The following is a 25,428-nucleotide window of genomic DNA, read 5'->3' on the forward strand; positions in this document are numbered from 1 at the left end:
GCTGGTGGTGCCCTGACGTCAGTGGGCCTCGCCGACCTGGGCGTCGGCTGACTTGGGCTCAGCGGCCTTGTTGGTGCCCGCGCTCGTGGTGGCCCTGTGCAGGGGGATGCAGGCCGCGACGGCCGCGGCCACCACGGCGACGCCGCAGCCGATGAGCATGCCGGTGCGGAATCCGTTCAGAGAGGGGAGGACGTGCGAGCCCGACCGGGTCGTCATGTGCGAGAGGACGACGCCGACGACGGCCGCGGACAGTGTGGAGCCGATGGAGCGCATCAGGGTGTTGAAGCTGTTCGCAGAGCCTGTGTCGGACAGCGGCACGGCCCCCATGATCAGTGCGGGCATCGCGCCGTAGGCGAGTGCCACGCCGCTGTTGATGACGACGGAGACGGCCAGCAGGCCCCAGACCGAGTTCATCAGGGCGATCGACGAGCCGTATCCGGCGGCGATGACGAGGCTGCCGACGACGAGCGTCGTTCTGGGGGTCCTTGCCGCGGAGAGCTTCGCACCGAGTGGGGAAACCAGCATCATCATCAGGCCCGCCGGGGCCATCCACAGGCCGGCAGCCTGCATGGACTGACCGAGGCCGTAGCCGGTGGCCTTGGGCAACTGGAGCAACTGAGGGGAGATCAGAGCCGAGGCGTACATGGCGAAGCCGACCACGATGGAGGCGGCGTTGGTCAGCAGGACCTGGCCGCGCGCGGTGACCCGCAGGTCGACCAGCGGGGAGGCCGAGCGCAGCTCCCACCAGGACCAGGCGAGCAGCACGATCACGGCGGTGGCGAGCAGCCCGAGGATGGTGCCGCTGCCCCAGCCCCAGTCGGCGCCCTTGGAGATGGCCACGAGCAGGCAGACCAGGCCGGCGCCCAGGCCGAGCGCACCGGGGACGTCGAAGCTGCCGCCGGCGCGGGTCGGGACGGACGGTATGAGGGCCCAGATCAGCGCGCAGACCAGGACGCTGAGCGCGCCGGCGACCCAGAACAGGACGTGCCAGTCGGTGTGCTGGGCGACGGCCGCGGAAATCGGCAGGCCGAGCGCGCCGCCGATGCCGAGTGAGGAGCTGATCAGCGCGATCGCGGAGCCGAGCTTCTCGGGCGGCATCAGGTCGCGCAGGGTGCTGATGCCGATCGGGACCACGGCGGCGCCGATTCCCTGCAGGCCACGACCAATGATCATCGGTGCCAGTGAGCCCGCCGTCGCGCACACGACCGAGCCCGCGACGAGGGGAACCGTGCTGACGAGCAGCATCGGCTTCTTGCCGTAGAGGTCGGCCAGACGCCCGATCGCGGGTGTGGTGACGGCGGCGGCCAGCAGCGTGGCGGTGACGGTCCAGGAGGCGTTGCCCGCGCTGGTGTGCAGCAATGTCGGCAGCTGGCCGATCAGCGGAACGATCAGAGTCTGCATCAGCGAGGCGACAATGCTGGCGAGGGCCAGCACGCCGACGACGGTGCCGGTACGGGGTGCAGGCTGTGATTCGTCCATCGCGTTCTCCTTGCCGTGATCGAGCTGTCCTTCCAGTCCGGTGGCGCCGGTCATGGCGCTGCTCCTGCGGCGGATGGGTGGAGCGTGGAAGTGGCGTTGCCCCAAGAGGCGCGGGCGGTGATGGCCTGCTGCCAGGGGCGGATGGTCTTGGGCGGCATGCCGACGGACAGGACGCCGGTGAGTCGGTCGCCGGTTCGGTACAGGGCGGTGAACTGGCGTTCTTTCAGGCTGCCTTCGACGATCCTTACCTCGTCATGGCCGCGCAGGAAGCCGTAGGCGCGGATTTTCATGTCCCACTGGTCGGACCAGAAGTAGGGGGCGGGTGCGAACGGCTGGCGTGCACCGAGCAGGTTGCGGGCGACGGCCATGCCCTGCTCGGCGGCGTTGGTGCGGTGTTCGATCCGCATCGAGGTGTCGAAGAGGGGGTTGTGCCAGCGGGCGACGTCACCGGCGCCGTAGACCCCTGGCGCGGCGGCGCAGAACTCGTCGCAGACCAGACCGTCTTGCACCGTGAGCCCGCTGCCGGCCAGCCAGTCAACGTTGGGCCGGGAGCCGATGGCCACCAGAACGGCGTCGCCTTCGACCACAGTGCCGTCGTCGAGCCGTACGCCGCCTGCAACGACCTCGGTGACCCTGGCCCCGGTGCGCAGATCCACGCCGTGGTCCAGGTGGGCCTCGGCCAGGACGCGGCCGACGTCCTCGCCGACCGCGTGGGCCAAGGGGACCGGGGCTGGTTCGAGGAGGGTGACGTGAGTGCCCAGGCCGGCTGCTACGGCGGTGGCTTCGGCGCCGAGGAAGCCGGCGCCGACCACGACGAGCCTGCGCCCGCGCCCGAGCCGGTCCCTGAGAGCCAAGGCGTCATCCAGGGTGCGCAGTACGTGGGCCGGTGTGCCGGGCAGGCGCCGGGGGCGGACCCCAGTGGCCACGATCAGCCCGTCGTACGGCACCAACTCACCATCCGACAGCCGTACCGTTCGTTCGACGAGGTTCAGTCGGTCGGCCTTCCGGCCGAGGCGGGTCTCCAGTTCGAGGGCGTCGAGGTCGGCCGGGGTTCGCAGGGGCAGCCGTTCGGGATCCCAGGCGCCGGAGAGGATCTCCTTGGACAGGGGCGGCCGGTCGTAGGGGGCGGTGGGTTCGTCACCGATGAGAGTGATAGCGCCGGTGTGGCACGACCGGCGCAGCGTCTCCGCGGCGGCGAGGCCGGCAGCGGAGGCGCCGACGATCACGACGCGCTCCGGTGCGCCGGTCACGGTCGCGCTCACGACTCCACCAGCCGGATCGCGGCCGCCGGGCATACGGTGGCGGATTCACGGACGGCGTCGCGGAGTTCCACCGGCGGGGTGTCGTCGAGGAGGACGACCAGGCCGTCCTCCTCCCGCTGGTCGAACACGTCGGGGGCGAGCAGCACGCACTGGCCCGAGGCGACGCACTTGGGGACGTCGACTTCTACCTGCATAACGGTTCCTCTTTCCTGCTCTTGGCGGGTGATTAGGTGGCCCGGGTCACCAGGTGACGGGCAGTTCGCGGACGCCGTAGACGACGGTGTCCTGCTTGAAGGTGATGTCCTTCATGGGCACGGCGATCTTCAGGTCGGGCAGCCGGCGGAAGATCTCCGGCAGGGCGACCTGCAGTTCGGCGCGGGCCAGGGGCTGGCCCAGGCACTGATGGACGCCGTAGCCGAAGGCGAGGTGCTGGCGGGCGTTGGCGCGCTCCAGGTCGAGGCCGTCCGGGGTGGTGAAGACCCCGGGGTCGCGGTTGGCGACGTGGACGGGGACGATCACGCCCTCGCCCGCGCGAATGGTGACGCCCGCGATGGGGACGTCCTCGACGGCTGTGCGGCGCAGCCCGCCGTGCACGATGGACAAGTAGCGCAGGAGTTCCTCCACCGCGCCCGCAACCTGGTCCGGTCCGCCGAGGACGTACGGGATCTGGTCGGGGTGGTGCAGCAGAGTGACCACGCTGAGAGCGATCATGTTGGCGGTGGTCTCGTGCCCGGCCAACAGCAGGAAAGCTCCCATGTCGGCCGCGTCCTGGTCGGTGATGACACCGGCGTCGGCCTGCTGGGCGAGCCGGGTGATCACGTCGTCCCCGGGGGTGACGCGCTTGGCCCGCACCAGTTCCAGAAGGTAGGCGGTGAGTGCCTGGCGGGCCTGGACGGTCTGCTCAGCCGTGGCTTTCAAGTCGACGAAGATCTTCGACTGCGCCTGGAAGAACGGGTGATCGCTGTAGGGGACGCCGAGGAGTTCGCAGATGACCAGCCAGGGCAGCGGCAGCGAGAAGTGTTCCACGAAGTCGACGGAGCCGACCAGATCGGTCATGTCGGTCAGGAGCTCGTCGGTCAGTCGGGCGACCGCAGGGCGCAGCGCGTCTACCCGCCTGACCATGAACTCCCGGGTCAAGGTGCGCCGCATGGACGCGTGGATGGGATCGTCGTAGCTCAGGAAGAAGCCTCGGGGGCCCCGCGAGGCGCCCTCCCGGAAGTTGGGCGCGCCAGGGAGCTCCGGGTTGGAACTGAACGCGTCGCTCCCCAGAACCGCCCGGGCGTCCTGCCAGCGGGTCACCAGCCAGGGGCTGAGCTTCCCCTCCCACAGGGAGACCCGGGTGACCGGGCGCCCCTCGCGCAGCTGCGTAAACAGGGGCGGGGGGTCGAGAGGCGCGTCTGCGGGGCGGCCGAGCACGTATGGCGGCAGAGATGAAGACATGGCAGCTCCTCGTCACATCGCATAACACCGTTAGGTGATTGCGCGTTAGCCTAACATTGTTAGTCGATGAAGAGGTGACTGATCCTGCGGATCTGATCGAAAATGGCTGCAGCAGACAGGCCGAGACCAGGCGGCTACGCGCAGAAAGCGAGAGGGGAGAGGCAGTGGAAAGGCAGGGGCAGCCCCAGCGGGTCCACAATGCCCGGGGCGAGGGAGACCGCCTGCGGCAGGAGATCCTCGATGCGGCCACCCGCATCCTGGAGGAGACCGGCCGCGAGAAGGCGTTGTCGCTGCGGGGAGTCGCCCGTGAGGTCGGGATCGCCGCACCCAGCGTCTACTTGCACTTCAAGGACAAGACCGACCTGGTCTGGGCGGTACTCGCTGACGCCTACCGTGCGCTGGCGACGGCGATGCATGAGGCCGGGGCGGCCGCGGCAGCCGCCGATGCCGACCCCTGGGAGCGGCTGCGCGCCACCGTTGCCGCCTACCGACGGTTCGCGATCGACAAGCCCAGCCGGTACCGGCTGATGTTCAGCCTGGAATACGAACCCAAGGACCGGACCATTACCGGCCATCCCCTCGACACGGTGTACCAGGCGTGGACCGACGCCGTGGACACTTACCTGACCGTGGTCAGCCCCCATCACCGTGACGAAGCCGACGTCCTGGGCATTCATCTGTTGACCGCCCTGCACGGCCAACTGGCCCTGTGGCGGACCCTGCCCCATCCCTTCGCCGGCAGCGAGGCGATCCTGATCGAGCTGGAGGAGTCCCTGCTGCGCCGCCTGATGCCCGCGCCGGACGCTTCACGCCCTGCCGGGTGAGGCCGGCAACTCGTGAGCGAGACCGGGAAGACCGTCACCCGCAGACTGGTTCGGTGGCGGACTGGTAGTGCTGGGTTCCGGTTTCGGTGGGTATAGGTGCTGGTAGCGGGGTGGTTGCGGGTGCTCGGGGGCTGGTGCTGGGTCATGGCGCTGAGGGCACGGCCGGGCTGTGACGAGGGCGATCAAGCGGTGGTCCACCGTCTGGCGTCGGCGCGAAAGGCGCCGAAGGCTGTGGTGGAGCGGTGCCGGATGGTGGAGCTGAGCTGGGATGGGTGGCTGGTTCCACAGATCGCCGGCGAACTGCGGTGCAGTCAGAGGACGGTGCGCCGCTGGCTGCACCGCTTCAACCGGTCGGGTGTGCAGGGGCTGGAGGATCTGGGCGGGCAGGGCCGTGGACGCCGGATCACCGAGGTCGAACGCTCGAAGACTGTCGGCCTGGTCAGACTGACGCCGCCGGGCCGGCTGGAGGTGCAGCCGCCGAACGGGATGTGGGCTTCGGACGAGTCCGGTCCCCCGGAGCGGACCCTGGACACGCTGACTGCCGCGGCCAGGGACCTGGGCATCGAGGTCAGCCGCTCCCAGGTGCGGCGAAGCCTGCCGGCCGAGGGGGTGCGCCGGCGGCGCACGCGCTCGTGGACCCGCTCGAAGGATCCGGACTTCGAATCCGGACTTCGAATCCGGACTTCGAATCCGGACTTCGAGGGAAAAAGACACGGATCGTCGACGGCGCGACGGTGGTCTGCGCCGACGAGCCCGGCCCGGTGATCCCGCGTACCTTCCCGCCGGCACCGGGCCGGCCGCCGGACGGACACCGCATCAAGAACGAGATCGACTACTCCCGCGGACCGGAGAAGACCTGGGTCTACGGCACCTTACGCATCCGTGACGGTCAAGCCGTCCCGATGACTGCCGCCTCCCGCAACAGTGCCTTCTACCAGCAGTTCCTTCAACTGGTCGAGGAAGCCGACCCCATCGGGGACATCTATGTGGTCACGGACAACCTGTCCTCGCACAACAGTGTGTCCACCCGCACCTGGCTGGCGGACCACCCACGCATCAAGCACGTCTTCATCCCGGTCGGCGCCTGCTGGCTCAACCTCCAGGAAGGCTCGTGGCGCACCTTCCGCAAGACCGCCCCGGCCGGCCGCTCTTTCGGCGACCCCGGCCACATCACCCACGCGACCCGCGTCGCCACCGACCAGCTCAACACCCGCGCCGCCCCTGGATCTGGGGCAGGCCCGCACCACCCACCAGGCATGTACGCCGCCGCTACGTGTACATCCATTGAGGACCCAGCAGTGGGTGCGCCCGAGACGCAAGTGTGTCAGTACCAGGCGGCGCGTGACGGCTGGCGGAGAGTCGACGCTGCCGAGTCCCGTGCGCCGCCCGACGCGCGGCCAGCCGGCCGGTCAGGAGCCGCAGGTGGTGCCGGGTAGACAGGTCGAGGGCAGGCTGGCCCTATCGGGAGCTTCATCACGTGCGCAGACCAACCCGCGGATGTTTCAACCAAGTTGGCAGTCGACTTGATCGCTGCGGGTTCTGTAGCGGCTGGTGCACGTGGATGTGACGGGGTGTCCTGGATGTGACCTTCTGACTGGGCGCCGGGAGCTGCGCGGGGGCGCAGAATCCGCGGTGACCCAGGTAATGGGCAGCGGCGTCGCCGGTGTCAATATCCGAAGTCGCCTTGGCCGTCGGCCCGTATGGCCAGGCCGTTCCTACCTGCCCGCGGGCGGCCCGCGGCCATCCGCTCACCGCAGCCCAGAAGGAGGCGAACCGGCTGGTCAGCCGCGAGCGAGCGGCGAACGAGCACGGCTTCGCCGACCCGACAACTTGCGGGTCCTCACCAAGGTCCGCATGAACGCCCGACACGCGACCATGCTGCCGCGGGCGTTCCTCGTACTGACGAACACCGAGGGCCACCGCTGACAGACGACCACCTCCTACCGATCACGCCTCCGACCGGCACGAGCACCGCAGCCAAACCCCACACCAGCCCCACCACCAGCGACTTCAAGATGAAATGACCTCAGTGGGTCTGGACCACCCACGCGCCCCGTGGCTGGTGACCAGAACGACAAGAGGCGTATGACGAGAGATCGTCACGTACGGATCTGTGAGGGCAGGGGTGCGAATCCCCTCGGCTACTCGGCGACAAAGCCGTGGGAAAGTCCCCGGCTCCCGAGGCAAACGCGGTGCCGCTGATCACCGCTGGGACAAGCGGTTGCCCGGCTCAAGGCTGTGCCGGAAAATGGTGATACTGGTTTCGTTGCCCCCATAGGGGGCGTTGATCCATGGACGTCGGGCGGCTACACAACGCTGAGGTGATCGTGCCGACGCGGTCGCGGATGCGCGAAGCCACGCATAGTCACTGTAGGCCGTGCGCCTGGCCATGCACGGCCTCAGTCGCCGGATCAGTCGTGACGCCGCCTGGTCTTCTCCTCGTCCCGCAAAGGAGACTGCTGTGTCCATGCGCCCGCAGAAGATCGAACCGGCCGCTGTGGAAGGCGACTTCTTCTACGTCAAGGATCTGCTTGACGCGGACGAGCGCAAGAAGCTGGAACGTGTCAGGGAGTTCCTGGCCGAGGCGGTCCGGCCGCATGCCAACGAGTTGTGGGAGCGGGCGGAGAGCCCTCTCGGCCTCAAGGAGGCCATCCGGGACCTCGACATCACCGGCACCTGGGCTGATGACCAGAGCGTGGCTCCCCGAAGCTACCTGCTGACCGGTCTGATCGGCATGGAGATGTCCCGGGTGGACCCGTCGTTCGCCACTTTCGTCGGTGTCCACGGGGGCCTGGGCATGGGCTCTATCCGCGAGTGCGGGTCGGACGAGCAGAAGGAGCGGTGGCTGCCGTCGATGGTGCGGTGGGAGAAGATCGGCGCGTTCGGACTGACCGAGCCGCTGGCCGGCTCCGACACCGCGGGCGGTCTGACTACGACCGCCCGGCGTGAGGGCGACGGCTGGGTCCTGAGCGGCGAGAAGAAGTGGATCGGCAACGCCACCTTCGCCGACCTGGTGGTCATCTGGGCCCGGGACGAGGCCGACGGGCAGGTCAAGGGCTTCGTCGTGGAGAAAGGCACCCCCGGGTTCACGCCGAAGAAGCTGGCGGGCAAGATCGCGCTGCGCGGTGTGCAGAACGCCCACATCATCCTGGACGACGTCCACGTGCCAGAGGAGAACCACCTGCAGCGTGCCAACTCCTTCCGCGACACCGCCCGCGTACTGAAGGCTACCCGGGGTGGTGTGGCCTGGAGCGCCACCGGGTGCGCAATCGGAGCCTACGAGGCGGCCCGCGCGTACGCGGTGCGGCGAGAGCAGTTCGGCAGGCCGATCGGCAGCTTCCAACTCATGCAGGACCTGTTGTCCCGCATGCTCGGCAACATCACCGCCTGCCAGGGGATGCTGGTCCGCATGGCCGGGCTGCAGGCCGAGGGCCGTCTCAGCGACGCGCACGCGGCGCTGGCGAAGATGTTCTGCACCAGTCGCATGCGCGAGACCGTTGCCTGGGCACGCGAACTGTTCGGCGGCAACGGCATCCTGCTTGAGTACGACGTGGCCCGCTACTTTGCCGACGCCGAAGCCCTCTACTCCTACGAGGGCACCCGCGACATGAACTCGCTGATCGTCGGGCGCGCTGTCACCGGTATCAGCGCCTTTGTCTGACCATCTGCCCGTGCACTGCCGGTCCCGCACGGGCCCTTCTCGTCGGCCGCCGCCACTCGCAAGGAGACAGCCGTGACCACCACCAACGTGCCGCCCGTAGGACTGCCTGTCCTACAGGGTGTGCGTGTCATCGACCTCGCCAGCGTCATCATGGGGCCCTACGCCTGCCAGATCCTCGGCGACCTGGGCGCCGACGTGGTCAAGATCGAGTCCCCGGAGGGCGACATCATGCGCCGTGTGCACAGGCGGGATGCCGACGGCATCGGCGCGCTGGCCCTCAACATCAACCGCAACAAGCGCAGCATCGTCCTGGACCTCAAGAGCGACCGCGGCAAGCAGGCCGCGCTGGATCTGATCGGCACCGCGGACATCCTCGTCACCAACATGCGGCCGCGCGCGCTGCGCAAGCTTGGTCTGACCCACGGGGATCTGGCAGAGGCCAATCCCCAACTCGTCTACTGCAACGCCCAGGGCTTCCGCTCCGACTCGCCTGCCGCCGACTACGCCGCCTACGACGAGGTCATCCAGGCGGCGAGCGGCATGGTCGACCTGATGCAACGCACCACCGGCCAGCCCAGCTACGTCCCCACCACCATGGCCGACAAGGTGTGTGGACTGACCATCGCCTACGCTGTGCTGGCCGCCTACATCGGACGCCTGCGGACCGGGCGGGGACAACATGTGGAAGTGCCCATGGCCGACACCATGTTCGCCTTCACCCTCGTCGAGCACATAGGCGGCCGCGCCTTCGAACCCCCTGCCGGGCCGGTGGGTTTCCCCCGCTCACTGGAGCCCGGACACACCGCCTTCCCCACCAAGGACGGCTACGCCTGTATTCTCCCCTACACCCCGCGCAACGCGGCCGACTTCTTCGACTACGTCGGCCATCCCGGGATGAAGGACCGTTTCACCCCCGAGGTCTTCCAAGAACGGCTGCCCGAGCTGTACGAGGCGATCGGGCGGTACACGGCCGGCCACACCACCGCCGAGTGGGAGGCATTCTGCAGCAAACACAGCATCCCCTTCTCGCCCGTCATGAACCTGGACCGCATGGGCGAACACCCCTACTGGGCTTCCGGCCACAACCTCACCGTCCAGGAGCACCCGCACGAGGGCCCCTACCGTGTGATCGCCAACCCCGTACGCTTCTCCGGGGCCCCCGGCAACGTGCGACGGCACTGCCCGGAACTGGGCGAGGATACCGCGCAGGTGCTGGCCGAGATCGGCTATACACCCGAGCAGATCGCCGCCTTTCTGCCGGAGGCAGATCCGCCCGAGTCGCAGTGAGCGTTCAGCTGAGGCCCCGCAGAGGGCTTCTCGAAGACCGAGTGGGGGGGGCTGGGTTCGTGCTCGGGGCACTGGTCGGGAAGCCGGGGCAGACGGTCGCTGATATGAGGGCTGCGACGGCCCGGGTGGGTGGTGATCCAGCGGGCGGCTTCGCGCGGGGAGGGCGGCCGTTGGAGGGCGGCCGCTCGCACGGTTCGTCCAGCGGCAGGTCCCGCCGCAGAGGCGCGACGGCCATTTTCACGCGCTGGTAGTGGCCGGGGCAGCCCTTGGTCTGGGGTTCCTCATGCAGGATCTTCGCAGTGCACGGTCAGACCCGGTACCTGTTCGGCGAAGGTCACCTTCGGGCAAGTCGTGTTCTCGCGGTACGGACGGCGTACGGACGAGTCGATGCGCAGCGGTCGCCCTGCGAGAGTGATGCCGGCGAGGCTCCGTACATACCGGCTGTGGCACCACGTGCTGAGCCGACCGCATCCCGGACATCCCGCTGGCTCGGCTGATCTGGTGCGGGCGTCGACCGCCACCACAGCATCGGAGACCTCGACCGAGATCACCAGTACATCAGCCAACTGCGGTAAGACACTGGCCAGTTCAAGAGAGCACAGTCACAGGCTGCCCGCTTTGCGGACCGGCCGACCGTGTCACTGAGATGATCTCCGGCTACGAAAATCTTGCCAGAGCCACGTTCACGTGTACGCCGACAGCGGGTGAGGTTGGTCGGATCGATTGATCCACCCTGCGCAGTGGCGAAGACGTGCCCGTCGGGCTGCCACGCGGTGCCTGCTGCCTTGCGCTTGAGCGGGGAAGACGTCCCCGGGCAGCTTCCCGGTCTCCTTGTCGCGCAGCGCGTCCACGATCTCGCGCCGGACGTCTCCGTTGCCCTCGAACCCGAGCATCGGGTGCACGAAGATCAGCCCATTGTCGACGCGCTGGATCAGGTGCCAGTGCTCCAGACGGCTGATGGCCCGGGTGACGTTCGACCGCTCCACGCCCAACTTGTCGGTGATCTTCTGGTGCGTGGCGCGCAGCCACCCTTCACGCTGCCGACCGATGCACCGCGGGAGGACCGCGGACTGGATCGGGGACTGGATCGGGGACATGCCGTGCTGCGCGCTGAGGACGGCCAGGACGTTGACATCATGTCCGGGACATCATGTCCGGTCGAGGAGGCCGGATTCCCAGGCCCAGGCGGCGATCTCGACGCGGTTGCGGGCGGGTAGTTTGGTCTGCACGTTGCCGAGGTGGGTCTTGACGGTGCCCACGGAGATGGACAGTTCGGCGGCGATCTCCGCGTTGGTCAGTCCCCGGGCGACAAGGCGTACGAGGTCCAGCTCGCGGGCCGACAGGGCGCTGTGCCGTGACCTGTGGCGGACGCTCGCGGCGGTCGTGTTGCCATGGAGCTGGCGCAGCAGTCGTACCGTGATGGAGGGACTGACCAGGGCCTCGCCGGAGGCGGCGGCCCGGATCGCCTCGACCAGCAGGGCGGGGCCGGAGTCCTTGATCAGGAATCCGCAGGCGCCGTCGGCCAGAGCGCGGTGGACGTACTCGTCGTCGTCGAAGGTGGTGGCGATGACGACTTTCGGCGGGTTGACGGTGCCGGGGCGGACAAGGCGACGCAGCGCGTCGAGGCCGTCGAGGCGGGGCATCCGGATGTCCATGAGTACGACGTCGGGAGTGTGGCGCCGGGCGAGTTCCACGGCCTGAAGGCCGTCGGCGGCCTCGGCGACGACGTCGATGTCGTCCTCGGCGGCGAGGATCATCGACAAGCCGGCGCGGACCATGGCCTGGTCGTCGGCTATCAGTACCCGGATGGTCATCGGCCCGCTCCGGCGGGCGCGGCGGGAAGCGTGGCCTCGACACCCCAGCCGCCGCCCGTGACCGGACCCGCCTCGACGCGGCCACCGATCAGGCCGACCCGTTCGGCGAGTCCGCGCAGGCCGAAGCCGCCGCCGCCGGTCTGGCGTGGTCGTCCGTCGTCGGTGACGCGTACGGTGACGGCATCGGCGGACCGGGACATGTGCACGGTCACCCGGGTGCAGCGGTGGGCGTGTCTGCGGACGTTGGTGAGGGCCTCCATCACCACGCGGTGGGCGGTGGTGGTCACCTCCACCGGCAGGTCGTCGAAGGCGCCTTCGGTGTCGAGCCGGGCCTGCGCGCCGCCGACCCCGGCGAAGCCCTCGACCAGCGCATGGACCTCGGCGATCCCGGCCAGCGGTGCCAGAGCCGGTTGCCCGTCGGCGTCGCGCAGCATGCCCACCATGTGCCGCATGGAGGTCACCGCCTCGGCCCCGGCCTGCTCGATCCGTTCCAGCGCGGGCCGTACCAGCTCCGGCCGCCGATCCGCGATCGCCAGGGCGCCCTGTGCCTGGACCACGATGCCGGTCACGTGGTGGGCGACGAAGTCGTGCAGGTCCCGGGCGAACTCGGTGCGCTGCTCCAGCCGCAGCGTCGACGCCCGGCGTCGGCGATCCACCATGACCAGCCGCCACGCGACGGAGGCGCCGAGGATCGCCGTCGAGCACACAGCCAGGAACAGCGCGAGGATGATGGCCATCTGCACGCTCCCGAAGCCGATCGAGACCGGCCGAAGCACGATCGCCGTCCACAGCACCGGAGGCGCGGTCCACGTCATCCGCCCCCGCTGTCCGCGCAGTGGGACGAGCATCATCAGCCACATCAGCGCGACCGGTTCGGTGAAACCGTAGGCGTACTGGGCGACCCAATCGGGCGAGGCGCAGACGCGCATGGCGAGCGAGAACGCCAGCGACGCCGCCCCGACCAGACCCGCGACCGCCGGCAACACCCGAGCGCTGAGCAGGGGTGACACTACGACGGCGGCCACAGCCACCAGGGCGAAGCACAGCTTGACCAGTTTGAGTCCCTGATCGCCGAGCAATGCGCCCAGGTGGTCGAGAACCAGGGCCGCGCACAGCCCTGCCATCCACACCAGCCATCCGAGCCGGCGCAGCAGGTGCCGCGTGCCCGCCCACCAGGAGGCAGAGGCCGCCGCTCGGCCGAAAGTCATAGCGGGCCGCACGGGATCTGCCTTTCGCCGGATCCGCGCCGCGGGGCGGCCGGGCAGAGTCGTATCTGCCGGGAGGGTTCCGGTTCCGTTGTCCATCACGACCAGGAGCATCTCATGACCGGCGTTCCCTTCGGCATCGAGCCGAGGGTGGCCCGGCCCCCGCTCGCAGGGTCGGCCGCCGCAGGTGGGCGTATGGCGACTGCCGTCTTCTGACCCTCCGGCGCCCCCCAACAGGCCCCCATATGAACAGGAAAGACGAGTTGACCGAGCTGACTGGTGCGAACAAGCCGAGCGCGTGGAACGAGCCGGCGATCGAAGCCCGTGGGCTGGGCCGGAAGTACCGGCGCGGCTGGGTGCTGACGGACTGCTCCTTCCGACTGCCGGCTGGAAGGATCTGCGGGCTCGTCGGCCCCAACGGCGCCGGAAAGAGCACACTGATGAGCCTCGTGACCGGCATGGCGCGCCCGACCACCGGGCACCTGCGGGTGTTCGGCGCGTCGCCGCATTCATCGGACGGGAGTCTGCGAACTGCCTTCCTCTCACAGGACAAGCCGCTGTTCCGCCGCTTTACCGTGGCCGAGACCCTGCGCCTGGGCGCCAGCCTGAACCCGAGCTGGGACCAGCGGACGGCCGAGGCCATCGTCCGGGCCGGCGACATCCCGTTGACCGCGCGGACCGGTACGCTCTCCGGCGGGCAGCGCACCCGTGTCGCCTTCGCCCTGGCCTTCGGCAAGCGCCCCGACCTGCTCGTCCTCGACGAGCCGATGTCCGACCTCGACCCCCTGGTTCGCGAGCAGTTGGCGACCGTACTGGCCGAGGAGGCAGCCGCACACGGCACCACGGTGCTGATCTCCTCGCACATGCTCGCCGAGTTGGAGAGCCTCTGCGACTACTTGCTCGCCATCGCGGGCGGCACGCTCCGCCTGGCCGGCGAGACCGGCGAACTGCTGGCCGCGCACGCCCTGCTCACCGGCGGCCCAGGCGGTCTCCCGCCGGCGGCCGGCAATCACCTTGTCATCGAGTCCCGCCGTGACGCGGGCCGGGCCACCGCACTGGTACGGCTGAGCGAACCGGTCGCCGTCACCGGCGACCGACAGGTCCAGATTCCCACGCTGGAGGACCTGCTGCTCGCCTACCTGCGCTCACCCGAGGCGCCGGCCCTGATCTGCCCCAGCGCCCGGGTCGGCGACATCCACGACACCATCCCCGGCAACCCGACCCACCCGAACACCTTCCACAAGGACACGGCCGCATGAGCACCTACAACGTCACGCACGGCACCCCGCAGGCCCGGCAGACCGTCCGGCGCGGCCCGGCCCGGCCCGGCGGGATGCTCTGGCTGGTCTGGCGCCAGCACCGGGCCGCCTTCCGGACCCTCATCGCAGTCACTGTCGTCGCCGTGGCCGCCGTGACCTATGGGCGCGGGCAGATGATGGACTACTTGACCGCCCAGGGCTGGCCGCATCCGAGGTCCGGCTGGCAGTCCGGAATCGGGCCGCACGCCGACCACATGTTCCAGTTCGGCACCTACCTCGGATACCTTCCCCTGCTGATCGGCGTCTTCGTCGGCGCCCCGCTGCTGGCCGGCGACCTGGAGACCGGCACCGCCCGGCTGGTCACCGCCCAATCCGTCAGCCGGACACGCTGGCTCACGGCCAAGCTCGGGCTGACCGGTGCCGTGCTCACCGCACTCACCGCCGCGCTCTCCGCCGTGCTCGGCTGGTGGTGGGCCCCCGTCAAAGGCCGCGTGGAGGAGCTGAGCTGGGGAAGCAGCGCGTTCTTCGACACCACGGGCATCGTCCCCGTGGCCTTCACCCTCCTCGCCTTCTCGGTAGGCGCGGCGGTGGGCCTGGTGCTGCGCCGCACTCTGGTGTCGATGGTGGTCACCTTCGGCATCGTCGCCGCCGTCCTGGCCGTGTGGGACCGCTTCCGGCTGAACCTCGGACACGTCCTGACCGCCACCACTAACCAGGGCGTCGCCCCCGACGCGCCCCAACCCAAACTGCCGGCAGCCGCGGTGCAGATGGGCCAGGGAACCTCCTTCCGTACGAGCTCCGGGCAGCGCCTGGACTGGACGACCTGCCTCAGCAGGACCGAGGGGCCCGCCCACACCTCGTGCCTGGAGGCCAAGCACGTCGTCGGCTACGCCACGGACTATCTGCCGATCTCCCAGATGCCCACCATGCAGTGGCTCGGGGCCGGCATCCTCCTCGCCCTCTCCGCCGCCCTTACGGTGTTCGTCTTCCTCTGGGGACGCAAGCAGCCGATGTGAACGCATGCGGGCACTGTGCGTCCCCGTTGCGCCTTTCTTGTGGCCCCGCGACGGGGCGCCTGGCCCCCGGGTCCGGTATGGCTGTTCGCCCCCTGTCGTACGCATGCGATGCCGTTGCTCTTGAGGCTGCCAGCCGGTTGATCCGGTGTGCTGATACCCCGTCTGGAGCGATTGGGCCTGGGTGTGCTGACCCAGTCGTGTCCGCCTGAACTGGTGGACCGAGTGGTCGGGGGAGCCGGCCGTTCAGAGAAACGCCGGCGTCTGCTGTCTGCCCGGTTCACCGTGTACTTCGTGCTGGCGACGTGCTTGTTCCCGCACCCTTGTGCACAGGTGGTCAGTGACCAGTCTGTAGTAGCGGCGGTACATCTGGGGCCAGGGGCTGTGTTCAGCGTTCGAGTAGGGACAGACGGCGCGGGCGAACTCTGCCGGCTCGGCGCCCGCACAGGCCACATGGCGGGCGATGTCGATGGTCCGGCCGTGTACTACTGGGAGGACAAGACCAAGCTCCTGCCGTACGTGCCGTACGCGCAGCCCGCGCGGATCACCTCGGTGCACGGGAACATGGATCTTCTCCGTCGGCGTCCCGCACGCCGGGCACGGCACCGGGCCGCTCCGCGTCCGCGCCGACACCAGGACCACATCACCGCCGTCCGCCACATCTTCCACCGCCAGCGCGGACAACCCCGAAAACACAATCCCGACAAGGGGAACCACATCAGCCACACCCGATCAGGGCATGCCCTCACCCACAGCTACCACCGACTACGCGCCAGATCCATGAATTCATGACACTCCCGCCAGGGCAGGGGACTCGGGCTTCTCCTCGGAGGCGGGCTCGGTGCCGGTGACGATGCGGCGAATCGCCTCCAGTGGGAGCTTCGGCGAACCGTCCGTGTAGAGGAGGCCGTTGGTCTCCTGGGCGGTGTCCATGAACTGCGTGTAGCAGAAGCCCGCGACGATCGGGCTCGTGTGCAGCACCCCGAAGATGTCGCCGAGCAGGGCGGCGTACTGCGTGTCGGAGCTGGTCCGCGTGTAGGAGAACTCGTCCTCCTCGGCGCCCACGGACAGACCGCCGAACTCAGTGACCATCAGCGGGGCTTCACCGGCGCGGTAGCGCTCCGTCTGCCGCGCGTCGAGCGAGAGGGTCCGCCCGGCCGGGCCCGGCGAGGCCAGCAGCGCCTCGAACCCGGCGGCGTCGCCGTAGCGGCGGGCGAGCAGCTCGGGGTCGGAGGAGTAGTCGTGCACACCCATGATGTCGCTGTCGGTGTGCTCCCAGCCCTCGTTGGACATGACCGGGCGGGTCGGGTCCAGGGCGCGGGTGAGGTTCGCGAGCGCGACCGTGTAGGCATGCTGCGCCGGGTCGTTCGCGATGTCGGAGCAGCCCCAGCTCTCATTGACCGGTACCCAGGTGACGATCGAGGGGTGGCTGCGGTCGCGCCGCACCATGTCCAGCCACTCACGGGTGAGCAGCTCCACGGCCTCGGCGCCGTACTCGTACGCGGCCCCGGTCTCGCCCCACACCAGCAGGCCGAGCCGGTCGGCCCAGTACAGGAAGCGCGGGTCCTCGGCCTTCTGGTGGATACGGACCGCGTTGAAGCCCATCGCCTTGATCAGCTCGACCTCGCGGCGCAGCTCCGCGGTGCCGGAGTTCGCGATCAGGGTGTCGGGGCGGTAGCCCTGGTTGAGCACCGAACGCACGTAGTAGGGGCGGTCGTTGAGCAGGAAGGCGCCCCGGCCGACGCCGGCGCTGCGCAGGCCGACGTAGCTGACGACGGTGTCGAGCACCTCGGAGGTGGCGGCGTCACGGACGGTCACCCGCGCGTCGATCAGCGTGGGCCGCTCGGGGCTCCACAGCAGGTCCTCGCGGTCGATGCCGCTGCGCAGGGCGGGGACGACGAGGTCGATGCGGCTGCGCGAGGTGCGTACCGCGGAGGTGGACTCGGCGAGCACCTCGCCGTCATGGCTCAGCACGATCTCCACGCTCACCGGAGCGGCCGGCACCGAGGCCAGGGTGATCTCGGCCTCGACGCCACGCGCCGGGTCGGGGATCCAGGCCAGGTCGGTGACGTGCAGATCCGCGACGGTCTCGGTCCACACGGTCTGCCAGATGCCGGTGGTCCGTTCGTACCAAACCGCGTGCGGCCGGTCCTGCCAGTCCTGCTTGCCGCGCGGCTGTGCCAGGTCGGCCGGGTCGTCCTCGGCGCGGACGACAAGCACGTGCTCAGCGGCGCCGGGGCGCAGCGCATCGGTCACATCGGCGGTGAACGGCGTCTGGCCGCCCACGTGCTCGGCCACCAGCCGGCCGTCCAGCCAGACCTTGGCCCGGTGGTCGACGGCTCCGAAGTGCACCAGCGCCCGGTCGCCGCCGCTGACGGCGAGAACCTCGTGGGGTATGCGGCGGCGATACCAGACCACCGCGTGCGGAGCGGTCTCACCGATGCCGGAGGCGGGGGCCTCGGGCGGGAACGGGACGGTGATCTCCCGGTCGAACGCACCCGTCGCCTCCTCGGAGAACCACGCGTCGCGCTCGCCCTCGCGGGCGTCGTCGTACCCGAACTCCCACACACCGTCGAAGCTGTGCCACCGCTCCCGCTGCAGGATCGGCCTTGGATACGTCCCGTCCTGCTTGCTCGCTCTCACGGATCCTCCTCCTGCCTTTTCCGGAATTCCCGGCATAGGCTTTTCCACATCGAAGTCCTGTCATCATGAGTGATCGTTTGCATCGATGCAAGGTCCTGGTGAGATGCGACGGTGAGCCGGGGCTCCCCGGTGCGGCAGACTCTGAGAGCCTGTCGGGCGCCCGATCGAGGCCACCCGGCAGGCTCTGAGTGCCGACACGACGGGAAGGAGGCCCCAGTGGCCAAGGTGCGGATGCGGGACGTGGCCGAGCACGCCGGGGTGTCGGTGCGGACGGTGTCGAACGTGGTCAACGGCTACTCGCATGTGAGCCCCGACACCCGCGCCAAGGTGCAGCGCTCGCTCGACGAGCTGGCCTACCGCATGGACTACCTGGCCCGCGGCCTGCGCTCGGGCCGCACGGGCTTCATCGCCCTTGCGGTTCCGTTCGTCGCCGAGCCCTACTTCGCCGAGCTGGCCCAGGCCGTGATCCGGGCCGCAGGCCGGCGCGGCATCACGGTGCTCGTCGAGTCGACCGCGGGCGACAGTGAGGTGGAGCGGCGGATCCTTGAGGGCGGCCTGACCAATGTCGCCGACGGTGTGCTGCTGAGCGCCCTGACCCTGCCGGCGAGTGACATCGCCGCCAAGAGGCCGGACTTTCCGCTGGTCATGCTGGGTGAGCACAGTGTCGGCGACCAGTTCCCGCGGGTCGGCATCGACAACGTGGAGGCCGCCCGCACCGCGGTCGAGCACCTGCTGGAGCAAGGCTGCCGCTGGATCGTCGCGCTCGGCCGCAACGGCAGCGAGAACGGCCGCCAGCGCACCGAGGGGTACGAGCAGGCGATGTCGGCTGCCCGGGTGCGGCGGGTGAACTGGCTGGTCGTACCGGTCGAGAACTGGACCAGGGACCAGGGCTACGCGGCCGTGCGGGAGCTGCTGGAGGGCGACGGCCCGCTGCCCGACGCCATCTTCGCCTTCAACGACGCGCTCGCCGTCGGCGCGCTGCGGGCCCTGGACGCCTCCGGGGTGCGGGTACCCGAGGACGTCGCCGTCGTCGGTATCGACGCCATCCAGGAGTCGGCCTACACCCACCCGCCGCTCACCTCCATCGCCCCTGACCTTGACGCCATCGCCGAGCGTTCGCTGGCCCTGCTGGAGGAGCAGATGCAGCCCCCCGGAGGGTCCGAGGAGGCCGTGTCGGGCGAGGACGCGCAGGCGGGAGCGGTTGTGGCGGCCCCGCGGGAGGCCGCGCCGTACCGGCTGGTCGTCCGGGAGTCCTCGCTCCGTGCGCCCGCGCAGGAGTAAGCCGGGGCCCGGCGCGCGATGTGACGCCTGTCGCGGTGGACGACGGCCCGGCAGGTGCAGGGTGGGTCCGGCGCGTCGGGCGCGGCGCGCACGCGTCCCGAGGGTGCCTGATTTGTGAGGGTGTGAGGCAGTGTGGTCCCAGCCTTGACCGGCGTGGCGAGGCGCGTGCGCCGCCCCGGAACCACGCCCTGCGCCACTGCGGAACCGGGCTCGGCGAGGTCGCGGGAGACGGGTCGGCGGGGTCGCGGCAGTGGCCCGGCGGACTTCTTCCCATCGATCTATTGCATCGTTGCAAAACGTGTGCGAAGGTCTGCGCCATCGAGTTCACATCGAATTAACGAGGTGAATACCCCTATGAGCGGAGCGATGGCGCGCCGACGGTTTCTTGCCCTCAGCGGTGGCCTTGCCCTAACCGGAGGGCTCGCGGCGTGCTCCTCCCCGCTCGCGTCCGGCCTGACGGGCTCGCAGCCGAACACTGCGGATGTCATCTTCTGGAACCTCTTCACCGGTGGTGACGGCGCCAACATGGTTCTGATGGAGAAGGCGTTCCAGAAGGCCAACCCGGGAACGACCGTCGAGGCGACCATCCTGGGCTGGGGCAATCCGTACTACACGAAGCTGGCACTGGCCACCGCGAGCGGCACGCCGCCGGACGTCGGCATCACCCACCTCTCACGGCTTCCGCTGCTGGCCGCCTCCGGCCTGCTGGAGCCGATCGAGCGGACCCCCCCTCGGGGAGCTGGGTGTCACCCAGGACAAGTTCACCCCGGCGGCCTGGAAGAAGGCCACCGTGGACGGCACGGCGTACGCGGTCCCGCTGGACACGCACCCCTTCGTCCTCTATTACAACGTGGACATCGCCCGCAAGGCGGGCCTGCTGAACTCCGCCGGCGACGGTCTCGTGCCCCTCAAGGGCAAGGAGGACTTCGTCGACGCGGTGAAGGCGATGAAGGACGCGGGTGGCGCCCAGTTCGGCGCGGTCATGTCGATCACCGCCGACCCGTCCACGGCCTGGCGCTTCTTCAGCATGATCTACTCCGGCCTCGCTGGCCCGATCGTCACCGACTCCGGGACGAAGATCGCCATCGACGACGAGGCGATGCAGGAGACGGTCGCCTTCATGCAGAGCCTGACCGGTCCAAACCTGATGCCGAAGAACCTCACCGGTGCCGGCGCCAACGCCCTCTTCAGCACGGGCAAGGCCGGCTTCCTCTTCGACGGCGAGTGGCAGATCCCGGCGTACCGGCAGGTCAAGAACCTGAAGTTCAACGTGGTGCCGTTCCCGGCGCTGCTCGGCTCGAAGCCGGTGGCGTACGCCGACTCGCACGCGCTGATCCTGCCGCGCAACGACCGCGGCAACGAGACCCGCACCCACAACGCGGCGAAGTTCGTCAAGAGCCTGCTCGACAGCAGCGCGGTGTGGGCCGAGGGCGGGCACATCCCGGCCTGGCTGCCGACGCAGCACAGCAAGGCGTTCCTCGGCCAGTCGCCGCAGCGCAACTACGTGCAGGCGGCGTTCGACGCCCAGTACGACCCGGTGGCCTGGTACACCGGCGCCGGATCGGACTTCCAGGGCGTGATCGGCGGGACGGTCATCGAGGCGCTCGCCGGGCGGATCACGCCCAAGGGCATGGTGGCCGCGATGCGCTCCGCTCTGAAGCGGTACACCACGTCCCGACCGCCGGTCACGATGAAGTAGGAGGCAGTCACCATGACGACCGTCGTCTCGACGCGACCGGCACCCGCCGCATCCCCCACGGGCCTCGCCGCCGACCGGCCTACCCGTTCCGAACGCCGGGCAGGCAGGCTGCTAACCGCCCCCTTCCTCGTGATCTACCTGCTGTTCCTGGTCGGGCCGCTGCTCGTCGGCGTGGTGCTGAGCTTCTTCAACACCACCACCGTCAAGAGCGGCCTCGGGGACTTCGTCGGCCTGTCGAACTATCGCGAGGTGGTCACCGACTCCCTCTTCTGGGAGAGCATGTGGCACTCGGTGCTCTTCACGCTGCTGACCACGCCCCCGCTGGTGATCCTCGCGCTGGGCGTCGCCATCCTGGCCTCGCGCATACGCCGCGGCCGTCTCTTCTACCGCATCGCCTTCTTTGTGCCGTACGTCGTGCCGTCCTCTGTGGTCACCCTGGTCTTCCTGTGGATGTACACCCCGCAGATCGGCCTCATACCGAAGGTCTTCGATGCCGTCGGACTGCCGGTGCCGGACTTCATCGGCAGCACCTCGGGCGGCTGGACCGCCGTCGTGCTGATGACCGTGTGGTGGACGTTCGGCTTCAACTTCGTCCTTTACACCGCCGCGATCCAGGACGTCCCCGCGGACGTCTGCGAGGCGGCGGCGATCGACGGCGCGAGCCCCTGGCAGCAGATCCGCCACATCACGGTGCCGCTGCTCGGCCGGACCACCAGCCTGGTGCTGATCCTTCAGATTCTCGCCTCGCTGAAGGTGTTCGACCAGATCTACCAGTTGCTCGGCGGCGGACCCAACCAATCCACCCGACCGGTCATCGAGTACATCTACGACACCGGCTTCACCGCCTACCGGGGTGGCTACGGCGCTGCCGCCACCATGGTGTATTTCGTCATCATCGTCGCCATCTCGGCGGCCTGGTACGGGCTGCGGCGCCGTCGCGCGACCAGCAGCGCGGCCTGAGCGGAGGACCCATGACCACCATCACCCAGCCGCAGCCCGCCGAGCCGAAGGGCGCGGTCGACGGCGCCAAGCTCTTCAACCGGCTCTGCGCCGTGTGCCTGACCCTGTTCGCCCTGATCTGGCTGGTGCCCTTCGTCTGGGCACTGATCACCTCGCTGCGCGACGACGCGTCCATCACCCAGAGCCCCACGTCGATCTTCGCCGGCGGCTGGTCGCTGGACGCGTACTCGACCGCCTGGGACAACCATCCGATCGGCACCTGGTACCTCAACAGCCTGGTGATCTCGGTGCTCGCCGTGATCTTCACGGTGGCCTTCTGCTCGATGGCCGGATTCGCGCTGGCTTTCCTGCGCTTCCGCGGCCGGGGCCTGGTCATGGCAGTCGTCACGGCCGGACTGATGCTGCCGACCGAGGCGCTGGTGCTGCCCCAGTTCATCGAGTACCGGTCGTTCCACCTGCTCGGCACATTCTGGGCACTGGTCCTGCCGTCAGTCGCGGCACCGATCTCGGTGTTCGTCTTCCACTCCTTCTTCCGCGGCATCCCCACGGCGCTGATCGAGGCGGCCCGCATCGACGGCGCGAGCTGGTGGCGGGTCTACGCCACCGTCTGCATGCCGATCTGCCGCCCGGCGGTGTCCACGGTCGCGATTCTCACCTTCATCGGCTCCTGGAACTCGTTCCTGTGGCCGCTGCTGGTCCTCAGCCAGACCAAGTCCCAGACCATCCCTGTGGGCCTCGCCTCACTGGTGGACCCCACTAGTCCCCAGTACGCCGAGGTCATGGCCTCCTCGGTCCTCGGCTTCATCCCGCTCGTCGCGGTCTTCCTGGTCTTCCAGCGGGAGATCGTCCAGGGGATCGCCACGACAGGCATCAAGTGACGGACCCGACCCCGCCACCGCAGCGGTCGCCCTCCGGGTCGGCCCACTGCAGGCGGTTGCGGCGGTGATGATGAAGAAGACCCTCGGCATCAGCCACGCCAGCGGCTGCAGGAGGTGTTCCAGGTTGCGGTGGGTGCGGGAGCCGGACAACGGCCTGGTCGGAGGGGAGACGGGCGAGTTCCCGGGCCGGCAGGTGCGGGTAGTAGGGCAGGGCGTCGATGTCGGGCTCGGCCTTCAGCAGGTCGGCGAGGCGGGCGCAGCCGGCCAGGGCCCGTATCGTCTGACGGTGCTTGCGTAGCGCGGCGGCCAGGACGCCGGTGAGCTGGCCGGTGGCTGTTCCGACGGTGTCGGGCAGCAGGAGGGCCTGGGCGACGCCGGCGAGTACGGACTGCATCTGCTGCGGCATTGCCCGGCCGAACCGCGCAGCGAGGCCGCCGCGGCGCAGATACTCTTCCAGTGGTTCGCCCGGGTGCTGGTGTTCCCAGTAGCGGTGCAGCGCAATGTCGAAGCGGGCAGCGGCCGTTTGGCGTGGGTGGCCAGGGCGAGGCGGAGGGTCAGGATCACGGGCTCGAAGTCGGTGCTGGCGGAGCGGGTGAAGCCGATACGGACCGGCAGCAGCAGCAGCGTCGGGCGGGCGGGCCAGGCGGGCTCACCCCACCGGGCCGGGCGCTGCCCCGCCTTGCTGAGTGCGGTTTCGAGCGTGCGTGACAGCGTGCTCTTCCCGATCCCGCCGACGCTGGAACACCAGGAGGTTGGGGCGCAGCGCCTCCAGGTCCCATGCATCGATGGCAGAAGCCGTCACACGGGCGATGTGCTCGCTGAGCGCTTTTTGGACCACCGTCCACTGCCCCTGCCGGTGGGTGAATGCCTCCGCGGCCTCCAACTGCCGGTCGCTGGAACTGAACAGTGCCCGCAGATCCTTGGCCATTCCCCCCAAGACCACCACTCGCCTTTTCAACCTGCGCCCGATGCCGGGGTGATGAGGCCAGGTCAGGGGAGAATGGCCTGTCCATCACATCCATATGAACAAGGCGGTACCCACCATGAGTGACCTTCCCGGCGGCTTTCCCAGCGACGCTGGGGGCGAACAGCCCTTCGACCGCCCGGGCGGAGACGCCGGGCAGGCCCAGGCCACGGTGCGACAACCGCCTCGGGAGCCCTTCTTCATGCCGACCGGCCGAGAGTTAGAGACGGCATCCCGCTTTTCTCTGTCCCGAAGGCCAGCTGCGGCACCGACCTCCTCGTATCACACCGGTGTCGTGTGGCTGCTGCCGGTGCTGTGGACGTTCGCCTTCGGCCTGTGGGGGTTGTCGCGGCGGGACAGCGTGTGGCGGGACGAGGCCGCGACCTGGCAGGTGGCCCAACGTTCGACGGCGGAGATCTGGTACATGCTGGCGAACGTAGACGTGGTCCATGGGTTCTACTACCTGCTGATGCATCTACTGTTCGAGTGCTTCGGCCCCAGCACCATGACCCTGCGGCTGCCGTCGGTGCTGGCCATGGCGGTCGCAGCGGCTTGCGTGGCCGCCATCGGCCGCCGACTGGCCGGCGCCTGGGCGGGCCTGGCCGGCGGAATGGCCTTGGCGCTGCTGCCGGCCGTGCAGTTCTATCTCCAGGAGGGCCGGTCGTACGCGCTGGTGGCGGCCGGAGCCGGGATCTCCACCCTGCTCCTCGTGACCGTCCTCCAACGGCCGGTCCGGACGCGCCACTGGTCTGCCTACGGCACCGCCGTCCTCCTCATGGCCCTGTTGAACTGGCTCTCGCTCATGATCCTCGCGGCACACCTGGCCACCTTGCTCTGGACCCGGGCCGAGCGCGGAGTCCTGGCTCGCTGGGCGGTGGCGGCCGGGTGCGCCACTGCCGGTGTGCTGCCGTTGATCGTGTTCAGCCGCGGCCAGTCTGCGCAGCTGTCCTGGATCCCGCCCCTGTCCTGGCACATGCTGATCGGCCCGGGGGTCCTGCTGGCGATGGGCGGCGTCGGCGCACTGCTGGACCAGCCGCGGGCGGGGCGGTTGTCGTCGGCGGCCGTGGGGTTGCCGTTGCTGGCGGTGCCGCAACTCGGCCTCATCACGCTGTCTCTGATCCAGCCGATCTTCCTGGACCGCTACATCCTCTACAGCATGCTGGGGCTGGCCCTGCTGATCGGTACGGCCGTCGGCTCGGCGGTACGGGCGGCCAAGCCCCGCTTCCCGGGAGCGTCGAGGTGGATACTCCCCACTGTGCTCGCCGTGGCGATACCGGCCCTGCTGCCGCAGTCACTGGCCAAGCGATCCCCGGCGAGCAGGGTGGACGACGTCCTGGCGGTTGCCTCGGACATACGACAGTTGAAGCAGACCAGGGATGCGGTGCTCTTCGTCCCCTCGGCCCGCAGGGACACCAGGTCTGTCTCCCCGAACGCCTTCGCAGGACTGCGGGACATAGCGCTGGCGGAGACCCCGGAGGAGTCCGGCACCCTGAAGGGCGTGGAAGTGGCCCCGGATCGCATACGTGCCGCAATCCTGGCCGAACACCGAGTCCTCCTGGTGGCGGACGCCTCTCAGGTGGCCCGTCCGGTGACGGCCGCCCGCGACAGAATGAAGACCGCTGTCCTGCGCCGATACTTCACTCCGGTGGCCGACAAACAGATTCGCGGCCGCAGGGTGACAGTGTATGAACGCCGGCCAACGCCTCGCTGAGAAGCCATCCGCATTCCGGGCGTGAGCGGGTGTGATCGAACAGGGTTC

Annotated in this window: 23 protein-coding genes and 1 pseudogene; 14 read left to right on the forward strand and 10 right to left on the reverse strand. The window is 69.3% G+C overall.

What is annotated here, in order from left to right:
• Nucleotides 1–18: 18 nt before the first annotated feature.
• From ACFC09_RS35165 to ACFC09_RS35180, 4 genes are read right to left on the reverse strand one after another with little or no spacing between them, the layout of a single operon-like run.
• Complete coding sequence (locus ACFC09_RS35165; protein ID WP_376535210.1) at nt 19–1,479, reverse strand: MFS transporter; 1,461 nt, start codon at nt 1,477–1,479, stop codon at nt 19–21.
• A gap of 50 nt (nt 1,480–1,529) precedes the next feature.
• Nucleotides 1,530–2,741, reverse strand: a complete 1,212-nt coding sequence (locus ACFC09_RS35170) for an NAD(P)/FAD-dependent oxidoreductase (RefSeq protein ID WP_376535158.1) — start codon at nt 2,739–2,741, stop codon at nt 1,530–1,532.
• The gene (locus ACFC09_RS35175) at nt 2,738–2,935 is read right to left on the reverse strand and encodes a ferredoxin (RefSeq protein WP_376535160.1); all 198 of its coding nucleotides are present in this window, start codon (nt 2,933–2,935) and stop codon (nt 2,738–2,740) included. Before ACFC09_RS35175 ends, ACFC09_RS35170 begins: the two co-directional genes overlap by 4 nt.
• A 46-nt stretch (nt 2,936–2,981) precedes the next feature.
• A complete protein-coding gene (locus tag ACFC09_RS35180) occupies nt 2,982–4,181 on the reverse strand; it encodes a cytochrome P450 (RefSeq protein ID WP_376535162.1) in 1,200 nt (399 codons plus the stop codon).
• A 164-nt stretch (nt 4,182–4,345) separates the two neighbouring features.
• On the opposite strand from ACFC09_RS35180, the gene ACFC09_RS35185 reads away from it, so the two are divergent.
• The 5 genes from ACFC09_RS35185 (at nt 4,346) to ACFC09_RS35205 (ending at nt 9,953) form a co-directional block, all read left to right on the forward strand.
• Nucleotides 4,346–5,005, forward strand: a complete 660-nt coding sequence (locus ACFC09_RS35185; RefSeq protein ID WP_376535164.1) for a TetR/AcrR family transcriptional regulator — start codon at nt 4,346–4,348, stop codon at nt 5,003–5,005.
• Nucleotides 5,006–5,149: 144 nt separating this feature from the next.
• Complete coding sequence (locus ACFC09_RS35190; RefSeq protein ID WP_376535166.1) at nt 5,150–5,770, forward strand: helix-turn-helix domain-containing protein; 621 nt, start codon at nt 5,150–5,152, stop codon at nt 5,768–5,770.
• Nucleotides 5,767–6,441: a transposase gene (locus ACFC09_RS35195; RefSeq protein ID WP_376535168.1), complete on the forward strand. Its 675-nt coding sequence runs from the start codon at nt 5,767–5,769 to the stop codon at nt 6,439–6,441. The genes ACFC09_RS35190 and ACFC09_RS35195 overlap by 4 nt, the downstream gene beginning before the upstream one ends.
• A gap of 1,031 nt (nt 6,442–7,472) precedes the next feature.
• A complete protein-coding gene (locus ACFC09_RS35200) occupies nt 7,473–8,666 on the forward strand; it encodes an acyl-CoA dehydrogenase family protein (RefSeq protein WP_376535170.1) in 1,194 nt (397 codons plus the stop codon).
• 72 nt (nt 8,667–8,738) lie between these two features.
• Entirely contained in the window at nt 8,739–9,953 is a 1,215-nt protein-coding gene (locus tag ACFC09_RS35205; RefSeq protein ID WP_376535172.1) for a CaiB/BaiF CoA transferase family protein, read from the forward strand.
• 683 nt (nt 9,954–10,636) lie between these two features.
• Here the strand turns inward: ACFC09_RS35205 and ACFC09_RS35210 are convergent.
• Genes ACFC09_RS35210 through ACFC09_RS35220 form a run of 3 tightly spaced genes read right to left on the reverse strand, consistent with a single transcriptional unit; the run spans nt 10,637 to nt 12,975 of the window.
• Nucleotides 10,637–11,050 carry a hypothetical protein gene (locus tag ACFC09_RS35210; protein ID WP_376535174.1) on the reverse strand — a complete coding sequence of 138 codons (414 nt, stop codon included), beginning with the start codon at nt 11,048–11,050 and terminating at the stop codon, nt 10,637–10,639.
• A gap of 51 nt (nt 11,051–11,101) precedes the next feature.
• Entirely contained in the window at nt 11,102–11,767 is a 666-nt protein-coding gene (locus tag ACFC09_RS35215) for a response regulator (protein ID WP_376535176.1), read from the reverse strand.
• A complete protein-coding gene (locus ACFC09_RS35220; protein ID WP_376535178.1) occupies nt 11,764–12,975 on the reverse strand; it encodes a sensor histidine kinase in 1,212 nt (403 codons plus the stop codon). The genes ACFC09_RS35215 and ACFC09_RS35220 overlap by 4 nt, the downstream gene beginning before the upstream one ends.
• Nucleotides 12,976–13,235: 260 nt before the next feature.
• Here ACFC09_RS35220 and ACFC09_RS35225 point away from each other — a divergent pair, with 260 nt between their 5' ends.
• The 3 genes from ACFC09_RS35225 (at nt 13,236) to ACFC09_RS35235 (ending at nt 16,036) form a co-directional block, all read left to right on the forward strand.
• Nucleotides 13,236–14,231 carry an ABC transporter ATP-binding protein gene (locus ACFC09_RS35225; RefSeq protein WP_376535180.1) on the forward strand — a complete coding sequence of 332 codons (996 nt, stop codon included), beginning with the start codon at nt 13,236–13,238 and terminating at the stop codon, nt 14,229–14,231.
• Nucleotides 14,228–15,247: an ABC transporter permease gene (locus ACFC09_RS35230; RefSeq protein WP_376535182.1), complete on the forward strand. Its 1,020-nt coding sequence runs from the start codon at nt 14,228–14,230 to the stop codon at nt 15,245–15,247. The genes ACFC09_RS35225 and ACFC09_RS35230 overlap by 4 nt, the downstream gene beginning before the upstream one ends.
• Nucleotides 15,248–15,430: 183 nt before the next feature.
• A complete protein-coding gene (locus tag ACFC09_RS35235; RefSeq protein WP_376535212.1) occupies nt 15,431–16,036 on the forward strand; it encodes a transposase domain-containing protein in 606 nt (201 codons plus the stop codon).
• On the opposite strand, the gene ACFC09_RS35240 is transcribed toward ACFC09_RS35235, so the two are convergent.
• Complete coding sequence (locus tag ACFC09_RS35240; RefSeq protein ID WP_376535184.1) at nt 16,031–17,887, reverse strand: glycoside hydrolase family 2 protein; 1,857 nt, start codon at nt 17,885–17,887, stop codon at nt 16,031–16,033. The two genes, ACFC09_RS35235 and ACFC09_RS35240, sit on opposite strands and share 6 nt — an antisense overlap.
• A gap of 216 nt (nt 17,888–18,103) precedes the next feature.
• Between ACFC09_RS35240 and ACFC09_RS35245 the strand changes: the two genes are divergently transcribed.
• From ACFC09_RS35245 to ACFC09_RS35265, 5 genes and pseudogenes are all read left to right on the forward strand, one after another.
• Nucleotides 18,104–19,168, forward strand: a complete 1,065-nt coding sequence (locus ACFC09_RS35245) for a LacI family DNA-binding transcriptional regulator (RefSeq protein ID WP_376535186.1) — start codon at nt 18,104–18,106, stop codon at nt 19,166–19,168.
• A gap of 534 nt (nt 19,169–19,702) precedes the next feature.
• Nucleotides 19,703–19,825: pseudogene (locus ACFC09_RS35250) on the forward strand (hypothetical protein); the annotation flags it as partial.
• 133 nt (nt 19,826–19,958) lie between these two features.
• A complete protein-coding gene (locus ACFC09_RS35255; RefSeq protein ID WP_376535188.1) occupies nt 19,959–20,867 on the forward strand; it encodes an extracellular solute-binding protein in 909 nt (302 codons plus the stop codon).
• A 12-nt stretch (nt 20,868–20,879) separates the two neighbouring features.
• Nucleotides 20,880–21,827, forward strand: a complete 948-nt coding sequence (locus ACFC09_RS35260) for a carbohydrate ABC transporter permease (RefSeq protein WP_376535190.1) — start codon at nt 20,880–20,882, stop codon at nt 21,825–21,827.
• An 11-nt stretch (nt 21,828–21,838) separates the two neighbouring features.
• Nucleotides 21,839–22,705 (forward strand): carbohydrate ABC transporter permease, encoded by an 867-nt coding sequence (locus tag ACFC09_RS35265; protein WP_376535214.1) that lies wholly within the window; start codon nt 21,839–21,841, stop codon nt 22,703–22,705.
• Here the strand turns inward: ACFC09_RS35265 and ACFC09_RS35270 are convergent.
• Nucleotides 22,698–23,111: a hypothetical protein gene (locus ACFC09_RS35270; RefSeq protein ID WP_376535192.1), complete on the reverse strand. Its 414-nt coding sequence runs from the start codon at nt 23,109–23,111 to the stop codon at nt 22,698–22,700. The two genes, ACFC09_RS35265 and ACFC09_RS35270, sit on opposite strands and share 8 nt — an antisense overlap.
• Nucleotides 23,112–23,354: 243 nt before the next feature.
• Nucleotides 23,355–23,633 carry a hypothetical protein gene (locus ACFC09_RS35275; RefSeq protein ID WP_376535194.1) on the reverse strand — a complete coding sequence of 93 codons (279 nt, stop codon included), beginning with the start codon at nt 23,631–23,633 and terminating at the stop codon, nt 23,355–23,357.
• Between the two features lie 238 nt (nt 23,634–23,871).
• On the opposite strand from ACFC09_RS35275, the gene ACFC09_RS35280 reads away from it, so the two are divergent.
• Entirely contained in the window at nt 23,872–25,380 is a 1,509-nt protein-coding gene (locus ACFC09_RS35280; protein WP_376535216.1) for a glycosyltransferase family 39 protein, read from the forward strand.
• Nucleotides 25,381–25,428 lie beyond the last annotated feature (48 nt).

This window comes from Streptomyces sp. NPDC056161 (genome assembly GCF_042268025.1).
GTDB lineage: Bacteria > Actinomycetota > Actinomycetes > Streptomycetales > Streptomycetaceae > Streptomyces.